Source organism: Bradyrhizobium sp. SZCCT0148 (genome assembly GCF_018129985.1).
Taxonomy (GTDB): domain Bacteria; phylum Pseudomonadota; class Alphaproteobacteria; order Rhizobiales; family Xanthobacteraceae; genus Bradyrhizobium; species Bradyrhizobium japonicum_H.
In genome coordinates this window covers 316,187-337,261 of the sequence record NZ_JAFCKT010000002.1, presented here as the reverse complement: position 1 = coordinate 337,261, position 21,075 = coordinate 316,187, and the positions used below count along the sequence as shown (strand labels likewise).

Sequence of the window (21,075 nt, the reverse complement as noted above, 5' to 3'; positions counted from 1 at the left end):
ATGCAAAAGCAAGCCATCTTCCAATCGAAGCTGTTGCCTTACGCGCTGGTTGCGCCGCAGCTCGCGATCGTCCTGATTTTCTTCTACTGGCCGGCCCTGCAGGCCGTGATCCAGTCTTTCCTGCTGCAGGACGCCTTCGGTCTCTCGACCACCTTCGTCTGGTTCGACAACTACATCGAGCTGTTCAGGGATCCCGCCTATTTCGAGTCGATCGTCCGGACCTTCGTCTTCTCGTTCGCGATCGCCGTCTCGTCGCTGTCCTTTGCGCTGCTGCTCGCCGTCATGGCGGACAAGCCGCTGCGCGGCTCGGTGCTGTACCGAACCCTCCTGATCTGGCCGTATGCGGTGGCGCCGCCGGTCGTCGGCGTGCTCTGGATCTTCATGTTGCATCCCTCGCTGGGCATCATCGCGCGCTATCTGCGCGCGATGGGGGTCGACTGGAATCCGCTGCTCGACGGCGACCAGGCTGCAGCGCTGATCATCCTCGCCGCCGCATGGAAGCAGATCTCGTATAATTTCCTGTTTTTCCTTGCCGGCCTGCAGGCGATCCCGAAAAGCGTGCTCGAAGCCGCCGCGATCGACGGTGCGCGTCCGATGCGCCGGTTCTGGACCGTGACCTTCCCTCTGCTGTCGCCGACCATCTTCTTCCTGCTGGTCGTCAACATCGTCTACGCCTTCTTCGACACGTTCGGCATCATCGACACCATGACCCGCGGCGGTCCCGGCACCTCGACGGTGACGCTGGTCTACAAGGTCTATTCCGACGGCCTGCTCGGCGGCAATCTCGGCAGCTCCGCGGCGCAATCGGTGATCCTGATGATCATGGTCATCGTGCTGACGGGAATCCAGTTCCGCTTCGTCGAACGCAAGGTGACTTACTGATGGTCGAGGAAGAGGGCTTTCGACGTTACATCGCCCACATCATTCTCTGGATCGGAATCGCGATCGTCGCCTTCCCGGTCTACATCGCGTTCATCGCCTCGACCCAGGACAACGCGCTGATCGCGAACGGGCAGATGTCGCTGCTGCCGGGCGGACATTTCTTCGAGACCTACTACCAGACCATCTTCGTCGGCACGAGCGGCTCCACCCGCGAGCCGGTCGGCAACATGATGCTGAACTCGCTGGTGATGGCCCTGCTGATCGCGGTCGGCAAGATCGCGATCTCGATCATCTCGGCCTACGCGATCGTGTATTTCCGCTTCCCGTTCCGGATGCCGATCTTCTGGATCATCTTCATCACCCTGATGCTGCCGGTCGAAGTCCGCATCTATCCGACCTACAAGATCGTCGCCGACCTGCACATGCTCGACAGCTACGCCGGCCTTGCACTGCCGCTGATCGCCTCGGCCACCGCGACGCTGCTGTTCCGGCAGTTCTTCATGACGGTGCCGGACGAATTGCTGGAGGCCTCGCGCATCGACGGTGCAGGTCCCCTGCGCTTCTTCTGGGATACGCTGCTGCCGCTGTCGCGCACCAACATGGCGGCGCTGTTCGTGATCCTGTTCATCCTCGGCTGGAATCAATATCTCTGGCCGCTGCTGATCACGACCCGCGACGACATGCAGACCATCCAGGTCGGCATCCGCAAGATGATCACCACCACCGACGCGCTGACCGAATGGCCGATCGTGATGGCGACCGCCGTGCTGGCCATGCTGCCGCCGGTGTTCGTCGTCGTCGTGATGCAGAAACTGTTCGTGCGCGGACTGGTCGAGACGGAAAAGTAACAAGCGAGTTTTCATGGCTAACGTCACCCTGCGCAACGTCCGCAAGACCTATCCCGGCGGCTTCGAAGCCATCAAGGGCGTCAACGTCGATGTCGGCGACGGACAGTTCTGCGTGCTGGTCGGGCCCTCCGGCTGCGGCAAGTCCACGCTGCTGCGCATGGTCGCCGGTCTCGAAACCGTCACCGGCGGCGAGATCGACATCGGCGGTCGTATCGTCAACCAGATCGAGCCCGCCGATCGCGACATCGCGATGGTGTTCCAGAACTACGCGCTCTATCCGCATATGAGCGTCTTCAACAACATGGCCTACGGCCTGCGCAACCGCGGCATGAAGGAGGCCGAGATCAAGTCGCGCGTCGACGAAGCCGCGCGCGTGCTCGAGCTCACCTCGATGCTGGATCGCAAGCCGCGCCAGCTCTCCGGCGGCCAGCGCCAGCGCGTCGCCATGGGCCGCGCCATCGTGCGCCAGCCGAAGGTGTTCCTGTTCGACGAGCCGCTGTCGAACCTCGATGCGAAACTGCGCATCGCGATGCGCGTCGAGATCCGCAAATTGCAGCGCCGGCTCAACACCACGTCGATCTACGTCACCCACGACCAGTTGGAGGCGATGACGCTCGCCGACATTCTCGTGGTCATGACCGGCGGCCAGGTCGAGCAGGTCGGCAATCCGCTGGCGATCTACGAAAAGCCGGCAACGACTTTCGTCGCCTCCTTCATCGGCGCTCCCCCGATGAATCTGATGGCGACGCGGCCCGAGGAGATCAGATCGCAGCTTGCGGGCAGCGCGGCGGCTGACGCCGGCATCCTCGGCATCCGTCCGGAAGATCTCGTCATCACCGACCAGACCCCGGACGGCGGCGTCGCGTTGCCGCTGACGGTGGAGGCGATCGAGCGCGTCGGCGCCGAAACCTTCATCTACGGCTCGCGCGAGCCGGAAGAGCAGCGTGTCGCCGCCACGCCCGGCGAGCTGCCGCCCGGCGAGATCATCGTCCGCGTTCCCGGCACCGAGGCTCCCGCGATCGGCGCGAAAATCCGCGTCGCGGCGCTGCGCAACAAGCTGCATCTGTTCAGCGGCGACGGCCGCACGCGATTAGAGGCCTGAGGGTTCCGAAGCCCATCACCCAAAAAATGCGAAAACAACCCCATGCACAGTAGAAGGGGCGTTGTTTTCGTTGAAGAAAAGTCCGCGCCAGAGGCGTCATGCCCGGGCTTGTCCCACCTGCGCGGCCGTAGCCGCTTCGGCGCGGCGACGGCCCCGGGCATTCACGTTTTCGGTGCAACGAGCAAGGTCATGGATGGCCGATAAGCCCAGCCATGACGATTCCCGAGCACCCGACTGTGCGATGCGCCGATCCACAGCAGCGCGGCTACCTGCTTGAACCGACACGGGAACGTGCCCATATTGCTGATCAAGGGGTGCCACTACGGGCCCTGATGCACCAAAGTCGCTTTGCGAGGACTTTGTAAACTATGTCTCGTGTTCCAACGTTATCCAGTCCGTTCCTTCTGGGCTTCGATGAGATTGAGCGCGTGCTCGATCGCGTCGTCAAAGGCGCCGACGGCTACCCTCCCTACAATATCGAGAGGTGCGGCAGCGCGGACGGCCAGCCCGAGCGGTTGCGTATCACGCTGGCGGTCGCCGGATTCACGCGCGACCAACTCGATGTAACCATTGAGGAAAACCAGCTCGTGATCCGCGGGCGTCAGCAGGACGACAAGACCCGGCAATACATCCATCGCGGCATCGCCGCGCGCCACTTCCAGCGCACGTTCGTGCTGGCGGAGGGGATGCTGGTGCTGGGTGCGGATCTGAAGAACGGGTTGTTGTCGATCGATCTGGCCCGGCCTGAGCCGGAGAGGATCGTTAAGACAATCGCTATCAATGAGCACGAATAATGGAACGAGTAGCGGACTCGACCGCTTAGTGTTCCAGAGGAGTCGAGACCATGAGTGAAGGTCACGTTGCGTTCGAATACGAAGCCAAGAATGTCTCTCCGGAGACGCTGGCAACCCTCGGCGAAGGCCATATCGCCTATGTGAAGCAGATCCGCTCGGAAGACGTGCCGGGCCTGTTTCCCGAAGCGCCGAAAATCGCGCCGGGCCTCAAGCTCTTCGCGCTCCACGCCGCCGACGGCACGCCGATCATGCTGACCGACAGCCGCGAAGCCGCGGTCGCCAACGCCTGGAGCAACGAGCTGCAAGCCGTGAGCGTGCACTGAGCACGCAAGCTTCGAACGAATAGGTTTCAAACGGGCATGCCTTCGAACGAAGGCGTGCCCGTTTTCATTTGAGGCGGTGCTTTCGCCATCGCCATCGCCAGCCAAAGTGAATTCGGCGATGTCCTTGCCCCCGCGTGCGAAAGCGGCCCTGGCCCTTCCATCATCAATCCGTGATTTGACAGTTCGTTCGTATTTGTCAAATTTGACAAATGCAAGCCAAGCCCCCTCCGCAGGACCGGATCCTCGACGCGGCGATGCGCGTGTTCCGACGCCACGGCTTCCGCCGCTCCTCGATCGAGCAGGCGGCAGAGGAAGCCGGACTGACCCGGCAGGCGCTCTATCATCACTTCGCCTCCAAGGAGGTGCTGTTTCGCGCCGTGCTCGAGCGGCTCTACGAGCAGGGGCTCGCTGCCGAAATCGCGGCAGCGAAGACTGCGGAAGAAGCGGGCCTCGATCTCGCCGACATCCTGGCCGCCGAGATCGGCGCGCGAATGCAGTCGCTGCTCGCTTCGCTCAAGGACTCGCCCCATACCGAGGAGCTGTTCTCCGAGCACCTCGCGCAGGCGCGCGACCTTTACCAGAGCTATTCCAATCGTTTCGCCGACGAGATCGCAACCACGATCGCGCGGGTATGCCGCAAGCGAAAACTCACCCTCGATAGCGGCATCACGGTGCGCGAGCTCGCCCGCTGCGTCGAGATGGCGATCCACGGCACCAAATCCGCTTTCCCGTCCATGCAGCCGCTCGACGCGTTCCTGAAGCAGCTCCATACCATGCTGCGCATGCTGATCGCCGGCGCGATGGCGCCTCCTGCGAAGAAGTCCCCACGCAAAACGGGAGTTCGAAAATGACCACCACGACCATCAATGGACGGAATCTGGTGCTGCCCGACGATCCGGATGCGCTCCTGATCGACGTGATCCGCGATGGCGGCCTCACCGGCACCAAACTCGTCTGCGGGTCCGGCGTCTGCGGCGCCTGCACCGTGCTGCTCGATGGCACGCCCGTGGTGAGCTGCCTGTTGCCGGCGCAGGCGGCCGCCGGCAAATCGCTGACGACCATCGAGGGCATAGGTAGCACCGGATTGCATCCGGTGCAGAAGGCGTTCATGGCGCACGACGCCCTGCAATGCGGCTTCTGTACGCCGGGCTTCGTCGTCGAAGCCACCGCCTTCCATGACAGCTGGCGCGCGACCAAGGGCGCGGCGACACCCTCGCGCGAAGAGATCGCCGCCGCGCTATCGGGACATCTCTGCCGCTGCGGCGCCTATGAAGGCATTTTTCGCGCGGTGGCGGAGGCTTGTTCAGGCCACTTCGACGGCGGCGATCCCGTCGCGCCGCGGCTGGAAGCCCGCGAGAAGGTGACGGGACAGGCCCGCTACACCGTCGACATCCACCATGACGGCCAGCTCGAGGGCGTCATCCTGCGCGCGCACGTCGCGCATGCGAGGATCACCGGACTCGACCTGGCGCCAGCGCGCGCCATTGCTGGTGTTGCCGCGGTCGTTCCGCTGCTCGACGATGACAACATGGTCCGCTTCGTCGGCGCGCCGATTGCAGCCGTCGCGGCCAGGGATCGCCGCACCGCGCTGAAGGCAATTGCCGCAATCAGCTTCACGCCCGAGCCTTTGCCCGCGGTGATCGGGCTCGATGCAGCGCGACGCGACGATGCGCCCGTCGTATTCGAAAAGAAGGACCGCAAGCGTGCCGGCAACGTGTCCGAGGGTGCCGGCGGCGCTCCGGTATCGTGGAAGGGCAATGTGCGTGGGCCTTCGGCCCCATTCTCGCAAAAAGCCAAGCAGGCCACGCGCTGGCTTGACGAGGCGCGCCAGCAACGCAATCCGCTGCTGGTCGAGGAGACCTTCCGCGTCTCGACGCAACAGCACGCGAGCCTCGAACCGCATACCGCCGTGGCCAGGTTCGATGGCGATCAGCTCACCGTACACATCTCGACCCAGGCCATTCACGAGAGCATGGAGAAGATCGCCAAGCGTTATGGCCTTCCGCACGACAAGGTGCGTGTGATCGCCGATCACGTCGGCGGCGGGTTCGGCTCCAAGGGCAGCCTTGGACTGGAGACGATCGCCGCGATCGAGCTTGCGCGCGCCGCGAAGGCGCCCGTGCGCGTCGCCTTCGATCGGGAAGAGGAGCTTTCCGTCACCGGCTATCGCCCGGCGGCCGAGCTGAAGCTGTCCTTGCTGCCTTCGACGGACGGCCGCCTCAAGGCGCTGTCGCTCGCTGCGCATGCCGACACCGGCGCCGCGGTGAACTCGCTGATCGCGGGCCTGGCGCGGCTGATCTATCCGGCCGAAGCAAAAGAACTCGTCGACTACGACGTGCTCAGCAATTTGCCGCCCGGCGCTCCGTTTCGCGGCCCCGGCGGTCCGCCGATGTCGTTTGCGCTGGAGCAGGCGGTCGACGAAGCGGCGCTGCGCATGAAGGTCGATCCGATCCACCTGCGCAAGCTCTGGGACCCCGATCCCAACCGCCAGCGACTGTACGACTGGGCTGCCGGCCTCGACGTCTGGAAGAACCGCAAGCCGGCCGGCTCGCAAGAAGGCCGCTACCGGCGCGGCGTCGGCGTCGCCACCGGCTACTGGCTCTATCTCTGGCAGACCGGCTCCTCGGTCGAACTCGCGGTCGAGGGCGGCCGTATCGTCGCAAGTTGCGCGGTCCAGGATATCGGCACAGGCACGCGCAGCGTGATCGCGAACACCGTCGCGAAGGCGTTCGATCTCGAGCCGCAGGATGTGGACGTTCGCATCGGCCGCTCTAACCTGCCGCCCGGACCGGGCTCCGGCGGCAGCCGTGTCACCGCTTCGGTGGTGCCGCCGACCTTGCTTGCCATCGACAAGCTGAAAGCGGAAATCAAGCGCACCGCATCGCGCACACCTGCTCCGGGCTCGAACGCGCCGTGGCGTGAGATGATCGCGGCGTCTCCCGACATCGCCGTGTCGGCGAGGCGCCAGGAGGACGGCAAGCCGCCGCCCGGCATCAGGCCCGCGCTGCACGAGGCGGGCATCATGGGCCGGGTTTTCGGTTGGGTGCTGCGTCTGATGAACCACATGGTGGTCGGCGCCGGCGTGCCGAGCTCGGTGCAGGTGATGGAAGTCGAGGTCGATACCTGGCTCGGCCATGTCCGCGTGCTCAACGCCTATACCGGCCTCGCGATCGGCAAGCTCGCCGCGCCGGCGTTGGCGCGAAGCCAGGCCGCGGGCGCGGTGATCCAGGGCATCGGTTACGCACTCTATGAGTCGCGGGAGACCGATCCTGTGAGCGGCCACATCCTGACCGGCAGCATGGAGGATTACCGCATTCCGGGGATTGGGGACATGCCGAAGCTGGGCGTGCATTTTGATGAGGCCGGTTTCGAGCATGTGCCGGGCGGCAGCGTCGGCATCGGCGAAGTCGCCACCGTGCCGACCTCGCCCGCGATTGCCAACGCCATCCGCGATGCGATCGGCGTGAGACTGACCGAAATTCCGGTCCGGCCCGATCGTCTGCTGGCCGCGCTGAAAGGGAGGGATGCAGCATGAGCGTCGCCGTCACGACCGCCGAGCCCACGCCTGAATTCCGCGCCGGAGGCACCGACCTCAGCGAACGCCGCCGCAGCGGCGTGTCGCAAGGAATGCTGATCGATATCGCGGCCACTGGCGACAAGACGATCACCTGGGACGCCGACGGCGCAGCCCGGATCGGCGCGCTGACCACTATCGCCACGATCGCGAGCGACGCTCGCATCGCCGCTGCCTATCCCGGTATTGCGGCGAGCGCGCAGGGCCTCGCGACGCCACAGGTGCGCCAGGTTGCAACGCTCGGCGGCAATCTCGCGCAACGTTCGCGTTGCTGGTATTTCCGCCGGGCCGACATCGATTGCCTGAAGAAAAGCGGCAGCACCTGCCCTGCCCGGTCAGGCAATCATCTCTATGGCGTTGCCTTCGATCTCGGCGACTGCGTCGCGCCGCATCCCTCGACCATGGCAGCGGCTCTGCTCGCCTACGATGCGACCATTACCACTGACCGGCGCAGCGGATTGACGATTGCCGACCTGCTCGGCGACGGCTCGGTCGCGCACGCCGATCATACGCTGGCAGCAGGCGAGATGATCAAGAGCATCGCACTTCCCGCTCCGCTCGAGGGCGAGCGCGCTTCCTACAAGCGCGCGATCAGCCGGACCCATGCGGAATGGCCGCTGGTGGAGCTCTGCGCCCGTGTGGTGATCGCCGGCGGCAAGTTCCAGCTCGTGCATCTCGCTGCAGGCGGCGTCGCGCCCGTGCCGCTTCGCCTTACCGCCGCGGAAGCCACGCTCGGTGGGAAGATTGCCAATGCGGCATCGATCGCAGAGGCAGCGAAAGCGGCGATCTCGGGCGCCCAACCATTGCCGATGACGGCCTACAAGCTCGATCTCCTGCAAGGGCTGATGCGCGACGTGCTGGAGCGGCTTTCGGATTAGCCGGCGCGCCAGCGCATCGTCGAAGAGACGCTGCACGGCGTCCGCAGCACGAGGGCGAGTTCAGACGCTCGCAGTCAGTGTCGAAGGATTATGCCGCGGTCGCCGGCGGCAGGGCGAGCACCGAATAGATCGCCTGGGCATCGCGCGAGGCGCGGAGCTTCTTGGCGATGTCCTGGTCGCGCAGCAGGCGGGCGATGCGGGCGAGCGCCTTGAGGTGATCGGCGCCGGCGCCTTCGGGTGCCAACAGCAGGAAAACCAGATCGACCGGCTGGCCGTCCATCGCCTCGAAATCGATCGGGCGGTCGAGCCGCGCGAACAGGCCGAAGATCTTCTCGAGCTTGGGCAGCTTGCCGTGGGGAATGGCGACGCCGTAGCCGACCGCGGTGGTGCCGAGCTTCTCCCGCTGCAGCAGCACCTCGAATACCGAGCGCTCGTTCTGCCCGGTCAGTTCGGCAGCCTTGGCCGCGAGCTCCTGCAGGGCCTGCTTCTTGTTGTTGACCTTCAATGCCGGGAGAATCGCCTCGGGTGCGACCAGATCGGTAATCGGCATGGAGGGTTTCCGAGGTGAATTAAACCGTCAGGTTCCGAATTGGCCGGCTTGGAGAGACACCACGCCGGGCCGGCGCGAGAAGGTGAAGCAGGTGGGGGACTTAGCCCCGGTCCTGATGTGGGGCGCTTCTACTCCAACGCAATCCCGGTGCCAACTCCCGCGTGCGGCTTTGCCACGGTCATTGTTAAGGCCTGGGGATCCTACGGGGCTCTGGTGTCGCCTAATTACCCGGCTTGCCGTCCGGTTTCGCACCAGGCGGGTCGATCCAACCGACATTGCCGTCAGCCCGCCGGTAAATGATGTTCACCCGGCCGCTGGAGCCGTGTTGAAAAACCAGACACGGCGCCCCGCTCAGGTCGAGTTCCATCACGGCCTCGCTGACCGACAGTGGCTTCAGCGCGGTGGTCGATTCGGCGATGATGACCGGGCTGTAGCCGGTGACCTCCTCCTCCTCGTCTTCACCATCACCCGGCGCCTCCAGCACGTAGGCCGTGGCGTCCAGGGCCGCGAGCGCAGCGGAGGCGACATGGGCCTTGCGGGCCGACCGGTCCTTGAGGCGGCTCTTGTAGCGCTTGAGGCGCTTCTCAATCATCACGAGAGCCATGTCGGCGCTGGCATAGGCATCCGGCGCGTTCGAATCGGCTTCCAGCGTGATGCCGGAATCCAGATGCAGCGCGCAGTCGGTGCGAAAACCGAAGCCGTCCTTGCTGAGCGTGATGTGGCCGGAATAATTGCCGTCGAAATATTTGCGCAGGACCTCTTCAGTCCGGTCGGTCACGCGGCCGCGAAGGGCCTCGCCGACATTGACGCTCTTGCCCGAAATCCGAAGAGTCATGTGATGCCTCGCTTGGTTTGCTTGCCAAGATTGGATCGGTCGCGAATGAAAGGAGAGTAGCGCGATTTCGCGCCAGCGCAATCAGGCCGGTTCGGTGTTGCGGGAGCGATCGGACAATGCGGTCGAGAGAACGTTACCAAGAGCGCTCTGTTTGTCGCGGCGACGTTGCACCGAGGAAGGAATGCGCATGGCTTCGCGGTACTTCGCGACCGTGCGGCGGGCAATATCAATTCCCGAGGCGCGCAAGCGTTCCACGATGGTATCGTCCGACAGGATTGCCGCGGGCTCCTCCGAATCGATCAGCTGCTTGATGTGGTGACGCACGGCTTCCGCGGAATGCGCCTCGCCGCCATCGGCCGACGCGATCGACGCCGTGAAGAAATATTTCAGCTCGAAGGTGCCGCGATTGGTCGCCATATATTTGTTGGCGGTGACGCGCGACACCGTGGATTCGTGCATCTGGATGGCGTCGGCAACGGCCTTCAGATTGAGAGGGCGCAGATGCGCCACGCCGTGGGTGAAGAAGCCGTCCTGCTGGCGCACGATCTCGGTTGCCACTTTCAGGATGGTGCGGGCGCGCTGATCGAGCGCGCGCACCAGCCAAGTCGCGTTCTGCAACGCATCGGTGAAGTAGGACTTGTCGCCGTCCTTGCCGATCTTCTTCGACAGCTGAGAATAGTAGGTCTGGTTGACCAGCACGCGCGGCAAGGTGTCGCTGTTGAGCTCGACGTGCCAGCCGCCGTCGGGACCCGGGCGGACGTAGACATCAGGCACCATGGTCTGCAGACGCGCCGAGCCGAACTTCATGCCGGGCTTGGGATTGAGGCGCCGGATCTCGCCGATCATGTCGGCGATGTCCTCGTCGTCGACACCGCAGACCTTGCGCAAGCCTGCGATGTCGCGCTTGGCCAGGAGATCGAGATGCTCGACCAGGGCTTGCATCGCGGGATCGTAGCGGTCGAGTTCGCGGAGCTGGATCGCCAGGCATTCGCTCAGATTGCGCGCGCAGACGCCGGGCGGGTCGAATTTTTGCAGCACGGCAAGGACGCCCTCGACGTCGGCTTGCGTCGCGCCGAGACGCTCGGCGGCCTGACCGAGATCGCCCGGCAGATAGCCGGCCTCATCGACGAGGTCGATCAGGTACTGGCCGATCATGCGCTGGGCGGGGCCGGTGAAGGCCACCGAGAGCTGCTCGGCGAGATGGTCGCCGAGCGTTGTCTCGGCTGCGACAAAGGCTTCGAGATTGTAGTCTTCGTCACCCGAGGCGCCGCCGCCCCACTCCGTGTAGGTGGTCGGCGCGGCATCCTGGGCGTTGCGCGCCGCAGCCTCGGCCGGCTCCTCGGAGAAGACGTTGTCCAGGCCCGTATCAAGGGTCTGCTCGATCTCGGCGCGGGTGCCGAGATCCTTGCTCATCCATTCTTCCTGGCCCGGCTCGAACGCCTCGCCCGGACCGCCGCCCGGCTCGTCGCTGTGGCTGCCACCGAAATCGTCGTTATCGCCGTACTGGCCGGCCTCGGCCGGAGCCTCCCCCACGGGGGCCTCGTCGTTGGCCCGCTCCAGCAAGGGGTTCCGCTCAAGTTCCTCTTCCACGAACGTGGTGAGATCGAGATTGGACAATTGCAGCAGCTTGATCGCCTGCATCAGCTGCGGCGTCATGACCAGCGACTGCGATTGACGGAACTCTAATCTCTGCGTGAGCGCCATGAAGCAAGAACCGTTCCCAAAAATTGGTCCGATTTTTGCTTATCCTAGTCCGAGACCGATGTACACGCCTTGACGAAACCCAAAAACGGGCTAGAGGCGGAATTCCTCGCCAAGGTAAAGGCGGCGCACGTCCGGATCGGCGACGATCTCATCCGGGCTCCCTTCGGTCAAGATTTCACCGGCATAGACGATGTAGGCGCGATCGGTGAGACCGAGCGTCTCGCGGACATTGTGGTCGGTGATGAGAACGCCGATGCCGCGATTGGTGAGATGGCGCACCAGATCCTGGATGTCGCCGACCGCGATCGGGTCGATGCCCGCGAAGGGCTCGTCGAGCAGCATGTAGTTCGGACGCGTTGCCAGTGCACGTGCGATCTCGACGCGGCGCCGCTCGCCGCCTGACAGCGCGATCGACGGCGATTTGCGCAGCCGCGTGATGTTGAATTCGTCGAGCAGCGAATCGAGCTGCTGCTCGCGCTTCTTGCGCGAGGGTTCCACCACCTCGAGCACGGCGCGGATGTTCTGCTCGACGGTGAGGCCGCGGAAGATCGAGGCTTCCTGCGGCAGATAGCCGATACCGAGCCGCGCGCGCTGATACATCGGCAGCTTTGTGACGTCGTGGCCGTCGAGCTCGATGGCACCGCGATCGGCCTTGATCAGGCCGGTGATCATGTAGAACACGGTGGTTTTGCCGGCGCCGTTCGGACCGAGCAGGCCGACCGCTTCGCCGCGGCGCACATAGATGCTGACGCCGCGCACCACCTGGCGGCTGCCGAAGGACTTTTCCACGCTATGCACAGCCAGGAAACCCGGCCGCTTCAGGAGCTGCGGCCCGCCGGCGCCGTTCGATTTGGCGGAGCCCCTCAGCGGGTGGACCGCCTGCGGGCGTGGCTCGGCTTGATATTCACCTTGATAGTCACCCTGGAACTGATCGGGCGCTGGGATCGCCTGGTCCCGGGCCTTCGGCGGCGTATCCCTGACGGGGCTGGGCACGAGACCGCCGACGCCGTCACCGAGCGCGGTGATGTCCTGGCGCGCAAATCCTGGCCGGCCGCGCTTGGCGGGGCGCCGACGGAACATGCTGAAGAGATCGACCATCCCCGCCTTCTAAGCCTTTCGCGACGATCCCGCGCGAATTCGCGCGATCTGCGGCACCGGCCATTCGACTCGCCGATGCAGCATGAGTGAAGGGATGTCTCATGCCCAGTGAAACACGCCCGAAAAGCGGCGGACCCCGCTTCGAAAGCCCTGCGCGCTAGATACAGTCTCGCCGGCCAAGCTTCAACCTCGGTTCAGGAGCATCCGAACCAAGCTGTTGAATTCATTTCGGTTTAGTTGCGCCCGGCAGTTGCAGGGCTGGGCCTGCGCCGGCGCCGCCCTGCGGTCCGCATTTGCTGTTCTGGTCGAACAGGCCGCGTACCTTGCCGCTGTCCGACTCCACCCGTGAGACGCCCGTGGTCATGTCGACCACCAATCGGTCTCCTTGCAGCACGTTCTTGCACTGGGTCAGGACGACCTGACCGGAACCGCCGAGCATGGTGATGAGATTGGTCCTGGTGTCGAACACAGCGGTATCGCCGGTCACAACCTGGTCCTTCTGGGTGACCACGACGTTGCCGCGCGCCTCCAGACGCTTGATCGAGGAGCTGCCGCCGGGACCCGGCTGCGCCGACTGTATCGGCGCGCCCTTGGTCGCCTCCTTTGTCCCCTTGGCCGCAGGCTGGGGCGTGGCGGGCTTGTCGCCGCCCGACTCGTAGAACACCACCAACGTCTTCGAGGTCATGGTGGTGTCGCCCTGGATGACCTTCACATTGCCGGCGAAGGTCGCCTCCTTCTTCTTGTCGCGCATCTCGAGCGAAGCGGCTTCGATCTGGATCGGCTGATCGCGGTTCTGCGAGAAGCCCTGCATCGCGTTGGGAACGCCTTGCATCGTGCTCTGCGCAAAGACGGCGCCGGTTGCCGCAAGCGCGACAGTGGCGGCGAGCGCCGCCGCACCGACGATGACATTGCGCGTGTGGTTGCGCGGAAAAGACCTGATCATGAAAATCACTTTGAATTGGCAGATTTGTTCTTTGACCTGGCCGGTGGCGCCGTCGGCGCAGGCTCGACCGGCGCAGGCGGCGTCGCGGCTGGGTCATCCAGCTTGTCCAGATGCATCACCACATTGCCCTCGAAGCGGATGACGTCACCGCCTTCCGTAATGCGCAGCTTGTCTGCGGACAGCGTGCCGTTGGTCAGCTTGACGTCGACGCGCTCGTCCGAGGAGACCGTGCCCTTGCCCATGTCGACGAAGGCCGAGTTCAGCCGCGCCTCGTAGCCGGTCGAGGTGCGCAGGAAGATGTCCTTGTGCAAATTGAGCTGTTGCTGCTTGTTGTCGAAGCGCCCGGTGCGGGCATCGAGGAACAGGGTCGATTGGTCCTCCATCAGCACTTTGGCGCGCAGGTCCTTGAGATCGACATGATCGGGATCGGTGACGTCCTGCGTCGCGGTCTTGGCCCAGAGCTCGTAGGGCCGCTGGTCCGGGGTGAACCCGGAAAGGTGCGGCGATTCCATCGTGATCTTGGTGCCCGACACCACCATGTTCTCGACGGTGAGCGGCAGCTCCGGAATCCTGAACTTGTTGAAGAACGCGATGTAGATGATCACGGCCATGGCCACGATCACCGTCGCCGGGACCGAGACCCGCAGCATCCGCACCAGGCGGCTGTGGCGCGCCGCGCTGGCAAACTTCGCCGCAAGCGCGGCGTCGTAGGTGGGATTGTGGGCCGAATTCACCTGAGCTCCAGGGTGCCTTGCTAAGCCTGTTCGGGTCGACGCTACATTGTACCCGGTGCCGGCAAGATATGCAGCTGGCGACAGGCCGTTACGAAAGTGTCCGAAACGGGGCGGCAACTCCCTCCAGAAGGGCTCAGGAGTGCGCGAAAATGTCCTCCTCCTCCCAGCCCTGGAGGTCGAGCAGGGCGCGGGTCGGCAGGAAATCGAAGCAGGCTTTGGCCAGCGCGGTGCGCCCCTCCCGCACCAGCATGGCATCGAGCCGCTCGCGCAGCGCATGCAGGTGCAGGACGTCGGACGCGGCATAAGCGAGCTGCGGCTCGGTCAGGCTGTCGGAACCCCAATCGCTGGACTGCTGCTGCTTGGAGAGATCGACATTGAGCACCTCGCGCACGAGGTCCTTCAGGCCGTGGCGGTCTGTGTAGGTGCGGACCAGGCGCGAGGCGATCTTGGTGCAATAAATCGGACCGGTCATGACGCCGAAGGTCTGGTACAGCACCGCGACGTCGAACCGCGCGAAGTGGAAGATCTTGGTGATGGCGGGATTGGCCAGAAGGGCCTTCAGGTTCGGCGCATCGGTGTGGCCCTGGGGGATCTGCACCACGTCGGCGCTGCCGTCGCCGGGCGAGAGCTGCACCACGCAGAGCCGGTCACGATGCGGGTTCAACCCCATGGTCTCGGTGTCGATCGCCACCGCTCCGGTGTAGCGGGACAGGTCGGGCAGGTCGCCGCGATGCAGGCGTACGGTCATGGCGTTTCAAAACCTCGGGTCGAATCGGTTACGTCGTCACAATGGCGAATTCGGATTGCCCGCGATGTAGCCATTGCCGGCGGGCCGCGCAAGCGCGGGCTTGGCTCAGATCGCCGCCAGCATGATGCAGATCATCGCCGCAACCGCAATGCGGCTGGGGCCGTCGCGGAAGGCGTACAGAATCGGATCATCGGGCATCTCGCGACGATGCGCCATCATCAGGGCGCGGCCGAACCAGTACAGCAGCAGCGGAGTGAGCAGCCACAGCATCCAGGGACGGCTGTAGAGCGGCGTCACCGCGGACGAGGAGACGTAGAGCGAGAACACGGTCACCGCGTTCATCGCGCTCGCCGCCGCCATCGCGGCGATGATTTGCAGGTCGGTGACGCGATAGTCGCGGTTGGAGGGATCGGCAAGGCCGGCGCTCTCGCGCATGCTGAGCTCGCTGAAGCGCTTGATCAGCGCCAGCGAGGTGAACACGAACAGCGAAAAGATCAGCAGCCATTCCGACAGCACCACGCCGACGCCGACCGCGCCGGCGACGATGCGAAGCGTGTAGAGACCGGCGAGCGTGACGATGTCGACCAGCATCTTGCGCTTGAGCACGAGCGAATAGGCGATGGTGGTGGCGAGATAGCCGCCGAGCACGCCGAGGAACAAGGGCGAAATGCAGAGGGAGGCTGCGATCGCGAACAGCCACAATACGGGGATCGCCGATAGCGCGGACGAGATCGGCAAATCGCCGGCCGCCAGCGCGCGATGCCGCTTGGTCGGATGCTGCCGATCGGCGGCGAGATCCAGCAGGTCGTTCATCAGATAGGCGCCGGACGCACAGGCCGAGAACGCCAGGAACGCCAGCAGCGCCGAACCGAAACTGGCGAAATTCAACTGATGCGCGGTGATGACAGGCACGAACACCAGCGTGTTCTTGGCGTATTGATAGACGCGCAGCGCGTTGGCCCAGGTCCTGAGGCTCGCGCGGCCGCGGCTGCGCGCGGCAATGCGTTCGATGACGCCGCGATCGAACGGCAGGTTTTCGCCCGCAGCCAGATCGGCCGACGCGACCACGCCGTCGAAGCCGAGATGCGCGGCGATGCCGGCAGCATGATCGGCAAAACGGTCGGCGACGAGGTAGACCTTCTCGCCGCGCGCCCGCGCCGCCAGCACCTGGTTCAGCACGCCGGGATCATAGGGGAGATGGGCGTAGTCGATCTCGGCACGCGCCAGGATGGCGGTGAGCGCCGCCATTCCCGGGCGTCCGCCGGCGCCGAAGCGGGCCAGCATGCGGCCAGGGCTGGAGAGCAACGCCTCCATCAGCAGCTCCGACCGCAGCAGTCCGCCTTCGAGATCGATCACCAGCGTCCGCGCGGCCGCTGCCGTGGACAACGGCACGGGTGCGCCAGGATCGTACTGCCGGGCAGGCTGCTCCATCCGAAAACGCTCTGACTTGCCGCAAACTGACCGGCATCCGGCCGGGGAGCAGGGAAATGGACGGTCAGGACACTAGGGCAGCATTCGCTAAGGGCGGCTTAATCGGGGCTGGACGGGAGCACCGGGAACGGGGAAGGGAGCCCCGCCAGGCTGACGACAAAACAAATATGTTTCAACGAGTTATCAACCAAAAGCCGCTCACGGCGCCTTCCTCTGTGCAGGCACGGCCGGCTTCGCGGGTGTCGCCTGGGCTTGCGGCTGTGACGATGCGGCTTCCGGCGTGGCGATGCCGATCGCGAACAGGCGCCATTGCCCGGCCACGGTCTGAAATGTGAGATCGAACTGGATCTGCCGCGGCCGGGTCGGAATGTAACCCGCAAGACGCAGCATTCCCTGCTGGTCGAGCGCGGGTGCGTCGCTGAATTGCGGCGCCAGCAATGCCGCGCCGTAGAGATCGAAATTGCGACGCCGCAGATCGAGAAAATTCAGCCCGAGATCGGCGGCGGTGTTGCGCGCCTGGAAGTCGGGCGCGGCGAGGTCGCGCAGCACCGTGTAATTGCCGGTGCGATTGGCATCGTTGAGCGTGAGCAGCGTCGAGCGGATCAGATAGAGCGCCTGCTCCAGCGTGACGGGCAGCGACGGCTGCGCGGCAGCCGGGGCCGGCACGGGCGTCTTCTGCTGTGCCATCGCCCCGTCACTCCCGCAGCACAGCAGCAGCGTCAGTGCCATCACGGCCCGTGCGATCAATCGCATCGAATTGCCGAGGCCCGCCATCACCAGCCGACGCGCATTCCGACCCGGCCGCCCAATCCGCCGCCATTGGTGCCGTAGGTCAGGCCGCCGCTGGCCTGGACATGCGCGCTGACGCGCAGCGCCGCACTCATCGAGAGCGCATTGGTGTTCTGGAAGGTGCCCCAGTTCATGCTCATCGCGATCCTCTCGGACGGCATGAGCCAAGGCGAGCCGGACATCGCAAAAGCCATCGCGACCCCGTTGATCGCCTTGCCGGTCCGGCCGTCGAGGTCGTTGAGGCGGGCATCGATGCCCGCGAGTTGGCTGTTGATGTTGGCGATCTCCGCGGAGCCCGCAAGCCCGAGCGCACCGAGCGACGTGGCCGCGAGATTGCCGGCGCCATCCGTCGTGACGAGTTGTACCGGCCCGGACTGCGCGGCCGTGCTTGCGGCCGAGGTGACGCCTGTCATCGTGTAGGTATTGCTCGCGGTGCCATAGACCTGCTGGTTCGCGCGCGTCGCAGTGGCGCCATTACCGATCGCGGTGGCGTTGGCGAAGGTTGCGGAGGCACCATTGCCGAAGGCCGAGGAATTCGCGCCGGTGGCGTTGGAGCCGTTGCCTACCGCGGTGTTCGCAACACCGTTCCCGCTCGCGTTGGCGCCGTTGCCGACCGCAATGTTGAAGCTGCCGGTCCCGCTGGCATTGGATTGCGCACCGTTGGCGATATTCCTAGAATTGGCGCCGTTGGCATTCGCCAGATAGCCGGTCGCCGCGTTGGAGCTGTTGGCGCCAAATGCGATGGCGGCGTTGCCGGTGGCGACGTTATTGCTTCCGGACCCGCTCGCGTTGGTATTCATGCCGGTCGCGATATTGGAGCTGTTGTCGCCGTTCGCATTGGAGTTGACGCCGCTCGCGATGTTGGCGCTGCCGTTACCGATGGCGTTGGCATTGCTCCCCGTCGCGGTGTTGGCGCTGGCGTCGCCGTAAGCCTTGGCGACAAACCCGGTCGCAACATTTCTGCTGTTGTTGCCGGAGGCATTGGAACTGCGCCCTGTCGCAACGTTCCTGCTGTTGTCTCCGTTGGCCAGGGCGGTCAGCCCGGACGCAAGATTGCCGCTGTTGTTGCCGCTGGCATTGGCTCCGGCGCCGGCCGCGATATTGGTGCTGTTGTCGCCGCTGGCTTGCGCGTTGTTTCCGGACGCGATGTTTTTGCTGCCTTCACCGCTGGCGACGGCTCCCGCTCCGGTCGCGCTGTTGAAGCTGTTGTTGCCGCTGGCGTTGGCATTGCTTCCGGTCGCAATATTGGAGCTGCTGTGGCCGCTGGCGTTGGCGCCGGTCCCGGTCGCGGAGTTGTTGCTGCTGTTGCCGTCAGCGGAAGCGGACGGCCCGCAGGCAAAATTGCCCGCTGATCCGCTCGCGGTGGCGCCTTGCTCAGACGCGGCACCATCCACACACACGAACTGAGCCCGGGCTTCCGGTCCGCCGGCGCAGGCCGCGATCACGGCAATGAACGCCGCTGCAAGAAAAGCGGTTGCTGGCGCTCGCGATGAAATCGTCATGTTCGTTCCCCACCGTCTTCCAACTTGCGACCGGCAAGACGAGGAAGAATGAAGACCGCCGTCCTCCAGCTCCAATTCACTTCCAGCCAGGCCGCCGCCTTGCCGACGCGATTGACGTTAATGCCTGTCAAAGCACGCGGCCCATGGTTTTGGGAAGACGCGCGATGCTCGAAAGCCTGCGCGGCCTGTCGTCCCCCCATATTCATGGGGGGCGGCCCCGACGGCTCAGCTTCTCAGTCCGCGCACTCGTTTCGCGAAGAGGCGGACGGGTTCGCCGAATGCCCGGCTGTTGCAAGGAACCCACAACGGCGCACCAACCGCCCATTTCGGCGGGAACCGTGGCGCTCGCCGGTGGACATCGTGCGTGCCCACCCCATCTTCCGGTTGCTCCCCCGCGACACATGAATCGAGATCCATGACCGAACAGACGCTCGCCGCGCCGATCGACGATCCTTCGGAACGCCAGCGCGGTTTCTCGCGCTACCAGGCGCTCCTCATCGCGCTGCTCGCGTTCACGCAGTTCACGATCATCCTCGACTTCATCATCATGTCGCCGCTCGGCGCCATCCTGATGCCCGCGCTCAACATCACGGCCACGCAATTCGGCGTCGCGGTGTCCGCCTATGCCTTCAGCGCCGGGCTGTCGGGCATCCTCGCCGCCGGCTTTGCCGATCGGTTCGACCGCAAGCGCCTGCTGTTGTTCTTCTATGTCGGCTTCACGCTCGGCACCATGCTGTGCGCGGCGGCACCGAACTATCACGTGCTGCTGATGGGCCGGATCGTGACCGGATTGTTCGGCGGCGTGATCGGCGCGGTGGTGCTGGCGATCGTCACCGATCTGTTCGCGCTGCATTTGCGCGGCCGCGTGATGGGATTCATCCAGACCGCGTTCGCCGCGAGCCAGGTGCTCGGCATTCCCGCCGGACTGTTCCTCGCCAATCACTGGAGCTGGCATGTCTGCTTCATCGCGATCGTGATCGTGTCGATCGCAGCGATCGTCATCATCGCCTTCGTCATGGAGCCGGTCGACGCGCACCTGAAGCTGAAGCAGGACAGAAACCCGTTCCACCATCTGGTCGCGACGATCGCTCAGCCGCGCTACACGCTGGCCTTCTTCGTCACGACGCTGCTGGCGACCGGCGGCTACATGCTGATGCCGTTCTCGAGCGCCTTCACCGTGCACAATCTCGGCATCGACATCACGCATCTGCCGACGATCTACCTGGTCTCCGGCCTGTTCAGCATCGTCACGGGGCCCTTGGTCGGCCGTGCCAGCGACGCGTTCGGCAAATATCCGACTTTCGTGTTCGGATGCGCGATGACCGTCGTCATGGTGCTGATCTACACCCATCTCGGCCACGTCTCGCTCGCGACCGCGATCATCGTCAACGTGCTGATGTTCGTCGGCATCTTCTCGCGCATGATCCCCTCGCAGGCCCTGATGTCGGCAATCCCCGATCCCGACCAGCGCGGCTCCTTCAGCGCGGTGAGCGCCTCGCTGCAACAGCTCTCCGGCGGGCTCGGCTCGGTGCTCGCCGGCGCGATCATCGCGCAAGCGCCCGACGGCTCGCTGCTCCATTTCGACCGGATCGGCTACGTCGTCGTCACGACGACGATCGTCACGCTGGTGGCGATGTATTTCGTGCAGAAGGCGGTGGCGGAGCGGGCTGGGAAAAGCGTGGTGTGATGTGAAAGGCCGAAACCGACCTTGAGGACATCGCGTCACATCTCGCTGAGCAAAGTCTGCGAATCAGGTGAACCAACGCTCGGCCTTCGGTGACCAAAGTTGGATGCGCCGAACGGAGGTCTCCAATGAAGCTCAAACTTGCCGCCGCAATGTTCGCCGCAAGTCTCCCGCTCGCATCGATGGCTTTCGCCCAAGGCACGGCGCCCGCCGACCTTGCAGTGATCGATGCCTGCCTCAAGAAGGTGGAGAAAGTCGGCGATTTCGGCGGCGCATGCGTCGGGCTCGTCGCCGACCCCTGCATCAAGGCGGCGGACGGCGCGAATGACGACGTCGCCAAATGGAAAGCCTGCGCGGCGCGCGAACTCGCCGTTTGGACGCAGAAAACCAGTGAGGCGCTCAAAAAGGTTCAGGCCGGCGGGTTCGCCGACGTGATCAAGGCGACCAATGACTCGCAGAAAACTTTCGCCGCGTCGCGTGATCGCTTCTGCGTGGTCTTCAACAAGGTCGAGCCCGGCATGTACAAGGGCGACGCGAACTACTGCCGCCTGCGCGAGACCGCGAACCGCGCGCTGAGCCTGATCAAGCTCGGCGCTGCGGTCAACGAGCATTGAGACCGCTTGGGCGATTTGGGGTCATCAGCTTTGCCGGCCTTT

At 64.7% G+C, this 21,075-nt stretch carries 20 protein-coding genes; 10 read left to right on the top strand and 10 right to left on the bottom strand.

All coding sequences use genetic code 11. The annotated features are described in order from the left end of the window. From ugpA to JQ580_RS10020, 8 genes are all read left to right on the top strand, one after another. Window positions 1–882, top strand: a complete 882-nt coding sequence (ugpA, locus tag JQ580_RS10055) for a sn-glycerol-3-phosphate ABC transporter permease UgpA (protein WP_212279781.1) — start codon at window positions 1–3, stop codon at window positions 880–882. Beyond that, a complete protein-coding gene (gene ugpE / locus JQ580_RS10050; protein WP_212279779.1) occupies window positions 882–1,730 on the top strand; it encodes a sn-glycerol-3-phosphate ABC transporter permease UgpE in 849 nt (282 codons plus the stop codon). The genes ugpA and ugpE overlap by 1 nt, the downstream gene beginning before the upstream one ends. Before the next feature lie 13 nt (window positions 1,731–1,743). Next, window positions 1,744–2,832 (top strand): sn-glycerol-3-phosphate import ATP-binding protein UgpC, encoded by a 1,089-nt coding sequence (locus JQ580_RS10045; protein WP_212279777.1) that lies wholly within the window; start codon window positions 1,744–1,746, stop codon window positions 2,830–2,832. A 368-nt stretch (window positions 2,833–3,200) separates the two neighbouring features. Next, window positions 3,201–3,626, top strand: coding sequence for an Hsp20 family protein (locus JQ580_RS10040; RefSeq protein ID WP_212279775.1), 426 nt, complete (start codon window positions 3,201–3,203; stop codon window positions 3,624–3,626). 50 nt (window positions 3,627–3,676) lie between these two features. Continuing rightward, window positions 3,677–3,949: a BQ00720 family protein gene (locus JQ580_RS10035; RefSeq protein WP_011083553.1), complete on the top strand. Its 273-nt coding sequence runs from the start codon at window positions 3,677–3,679 to the stop codon at window positions 3,947–3,949. A 209-nt stretch (window positions 3,950–4,158) separates the two neighbouring features. Next, window positions 4,159–4,800 (top strand): TetR/AcrR family transcriptional regulator, encoded by a 642-nt coding sequence (locus JQ580_RS10030; RefSeq protein WP_212279773.1) that lies wholly within the window; start codon window positions 4,159–4,161, stop codon window positions 4,798–4,800. Continuing rightward, the gene (locus JQ580_RS10025; RefSeq protein WP_212279771.1) at window positions 4,797–7,484 is read left to right on the top strand and encodes a molybdopterin-dependent oxidoreductase; all 2,688 of its coding nucleotides are present in this window, start codon (window positions 4,797–4,799) and stop codon (window positions 7,482–7,484) included. Before JQ580_RS10030 ends, JQ580_RS10025 begins: the two co-directional genes overlap by 4 nt. After that, window positions 7,481–8,401, top strand: coding sequence for an FAD binding domain-containing protein (locus JQ580_RS10020; RefSeq protein ID WP_212279769.1), 921 nt, complete (start codon window positions 7,481–7,483; stop codon window positions 8,399–8,401). The genes JQ580_RS10025 and JQ580_RS10020 overlap by 4 nt, the downstream gene beginning before the upstream one ends. A gap of 88 nt (window positions 8,402–8,489) precedes the next feature. Here the strand turns inward: JQ580_RS10020 and ptsN are convergent, their stop codons facing one another. The 10 genes from ptsN to JQ580_RS09970 all read right to left on the bottom strand — a co-directional run bounded on the left by ptsN (window position 8,490) and on the right by JQ580_RS09970 (window position 18,735). Next, window positions 8,490–8,951, bottom strand: a complete 462-nt coding sequence (gene ptsN, locus JQ580_RS10015) for a PTS IIA-like nitrogen regulatory protein PtsN (protein WP_094976055.1) — start codon at window positions 8,949–8,951, stop codon at window positions 8,490–8,492. Window positions 8,952–9,171: 220 nt separating this feature from the next. Beyond that, the gene (hpf, locus tag JQ580_RS10010; RefSeq protein ID WP_212279767.1) at window positions 9,172–9,786 is read right to left on the bottom strand and encodes a ribosome hibernation-promoting factor, HPF/YfiA family; all 615 of its coding nucleotides are present in this window, start codon (window positions 9,784–9,786) and stop codon (window positions 9,172–9,174) included. Window positions 9,787–9,867: 81 nt separating this feature from the next. Continuing rightward, window positions 9,868–11,490 (bottom strand): RNA polymerase factor sigma-54, encoded by a 1,623-nt coding sequence (rpoN, locus tag JQ580_RS10005; protein ID WP_212279765.1) that lies wholly within the window; start codon window positions 11,488–11,490, stop codon window positions 9,868–9,870. A 90-nt stretch (window positions 11,491–11,580) separates the two neighbouring features. Next, the gene (gene lptB, locus JQ580_RS10000; RefSeq protein ID WP_212279763.1) at window positions 11,581–12,588 is read right to left on the bottom strand and encodes an LPS export ABC transporter ATP-binding protein; all 1,008 of its coding nucleotides are present in this window, start codon (window positions 12,586–12,588) and stop codon (window positions 11,581–11,583) included. Window positions 12,589–12,811: 223 nt separating this feature from the next. Further along, window positions 12,812–13,531 (bottom strand): LptA/OstA family protein, encoded by a 720-nt coding sequence (locus tag JQ580_RS09995; RefSeq protein ID WP_212279761.1) that lies wholly within the window; start codon window positions 13,529–13,531, stop codon window positions 12,812–12,814. Window positions 13,532–13,536: 5 nt separating this feature from the next. Further along, complete coding sequence (gene lptC / locus JQ580_RS09990; RefSeq protein WP_212279759.1) at window positions 13,537–14,265, bottom strand: LPS export ABC transporter periplasmic protein LptC; 729 nt, start codon at window positions 14,263–14,265, stop codon at window positions 13,537–13,539. A gap of 133 nt (window positions 14,266–14,398) precedes the next feature. Continuing rightward, window positions 14,399–15,013 (bottom strand): ribonuclease D, encoded by a 615-nt coding sequence (locus JQ580_RS09985; RefSeq protein ID WP_212279756.1) that lies wholly within the window; start codon window positions 15,011–15,013, stop codon window positions 14,399–14,401. A 105-nt stretch (window positions 15,014–15,118) separates the two neighbouring features. After that, window positions 15,119–16,444 carry a UbiA family prenyltransferase gene (locus tag JQ580_RS09980; RefSeq protein WP_212279754.1) on the bottom strand — a complete coding sequence of 442 codons (1,326 nt, stop codon included), beginning with the start codon at window positions 16,442–16,444 and terminating at the stop codon, window positions 15,119–15,121. A 198-nt stretch (window positions 16,445–16,642) separates the two neighbouring features. Further along, window positions 16,643–17,197, bottom strand: coding sequence for a hypothetical protein (locus JQ580_RS09975; protein ID WP_249134078.1), 555 nt, complete (start codon window positions 17,195–17,197; stop codon window positions 16,643–16,645). Window positions 17,198–17,217: 20 nt separating this feature from the next. Next, on the bottom strand, window positions 17,218–18,735 hold the full coding sequence (locus tag JQ580_RS09970; protein WP_249134077.1) for a YadA family autotransporter adhesin: 1,518 nt from the start codon (window positions 18,733–18,735) through the stop codon (window positions 17,218–17,220). Window positions 18,736–19,150: 415 nt separating this feature from the next. On the opposite strand from JQ580_RS09970, the gene JQ580_RS09965 reads away from it, so the two are divergent. Both JQ580_RS09965 and JQ580_RS09960 read left to right on the top strand, forming a co-directional pair. Next, entirely contained in the window at window positions 19,151–20,422 is a 1,272-nt protein-coding gene (locus JQ580_RS09965) for an MFS transporter (protein WP_212279752.1), read from the top strand. A gap of 125 nt (window positions 20,423–20,547) precedes the next feature. Beyond that, window positions 20,548–21,033 carry a lysozyme inhibitor LprI family protein gene (locus JQ580_RS09960; RefSeq protein WP_212279750.1) on the top strand — a complete coding sequence of 162 codons (486 nt, stop codon included), beginning with the start codon at window positions 20,548–20,550 and terminating at the stop codon, window positions 21,031–21,033. The last annotated feature ends 42 nt before the right edge of the window (window positions 21,034–21,075 follow it).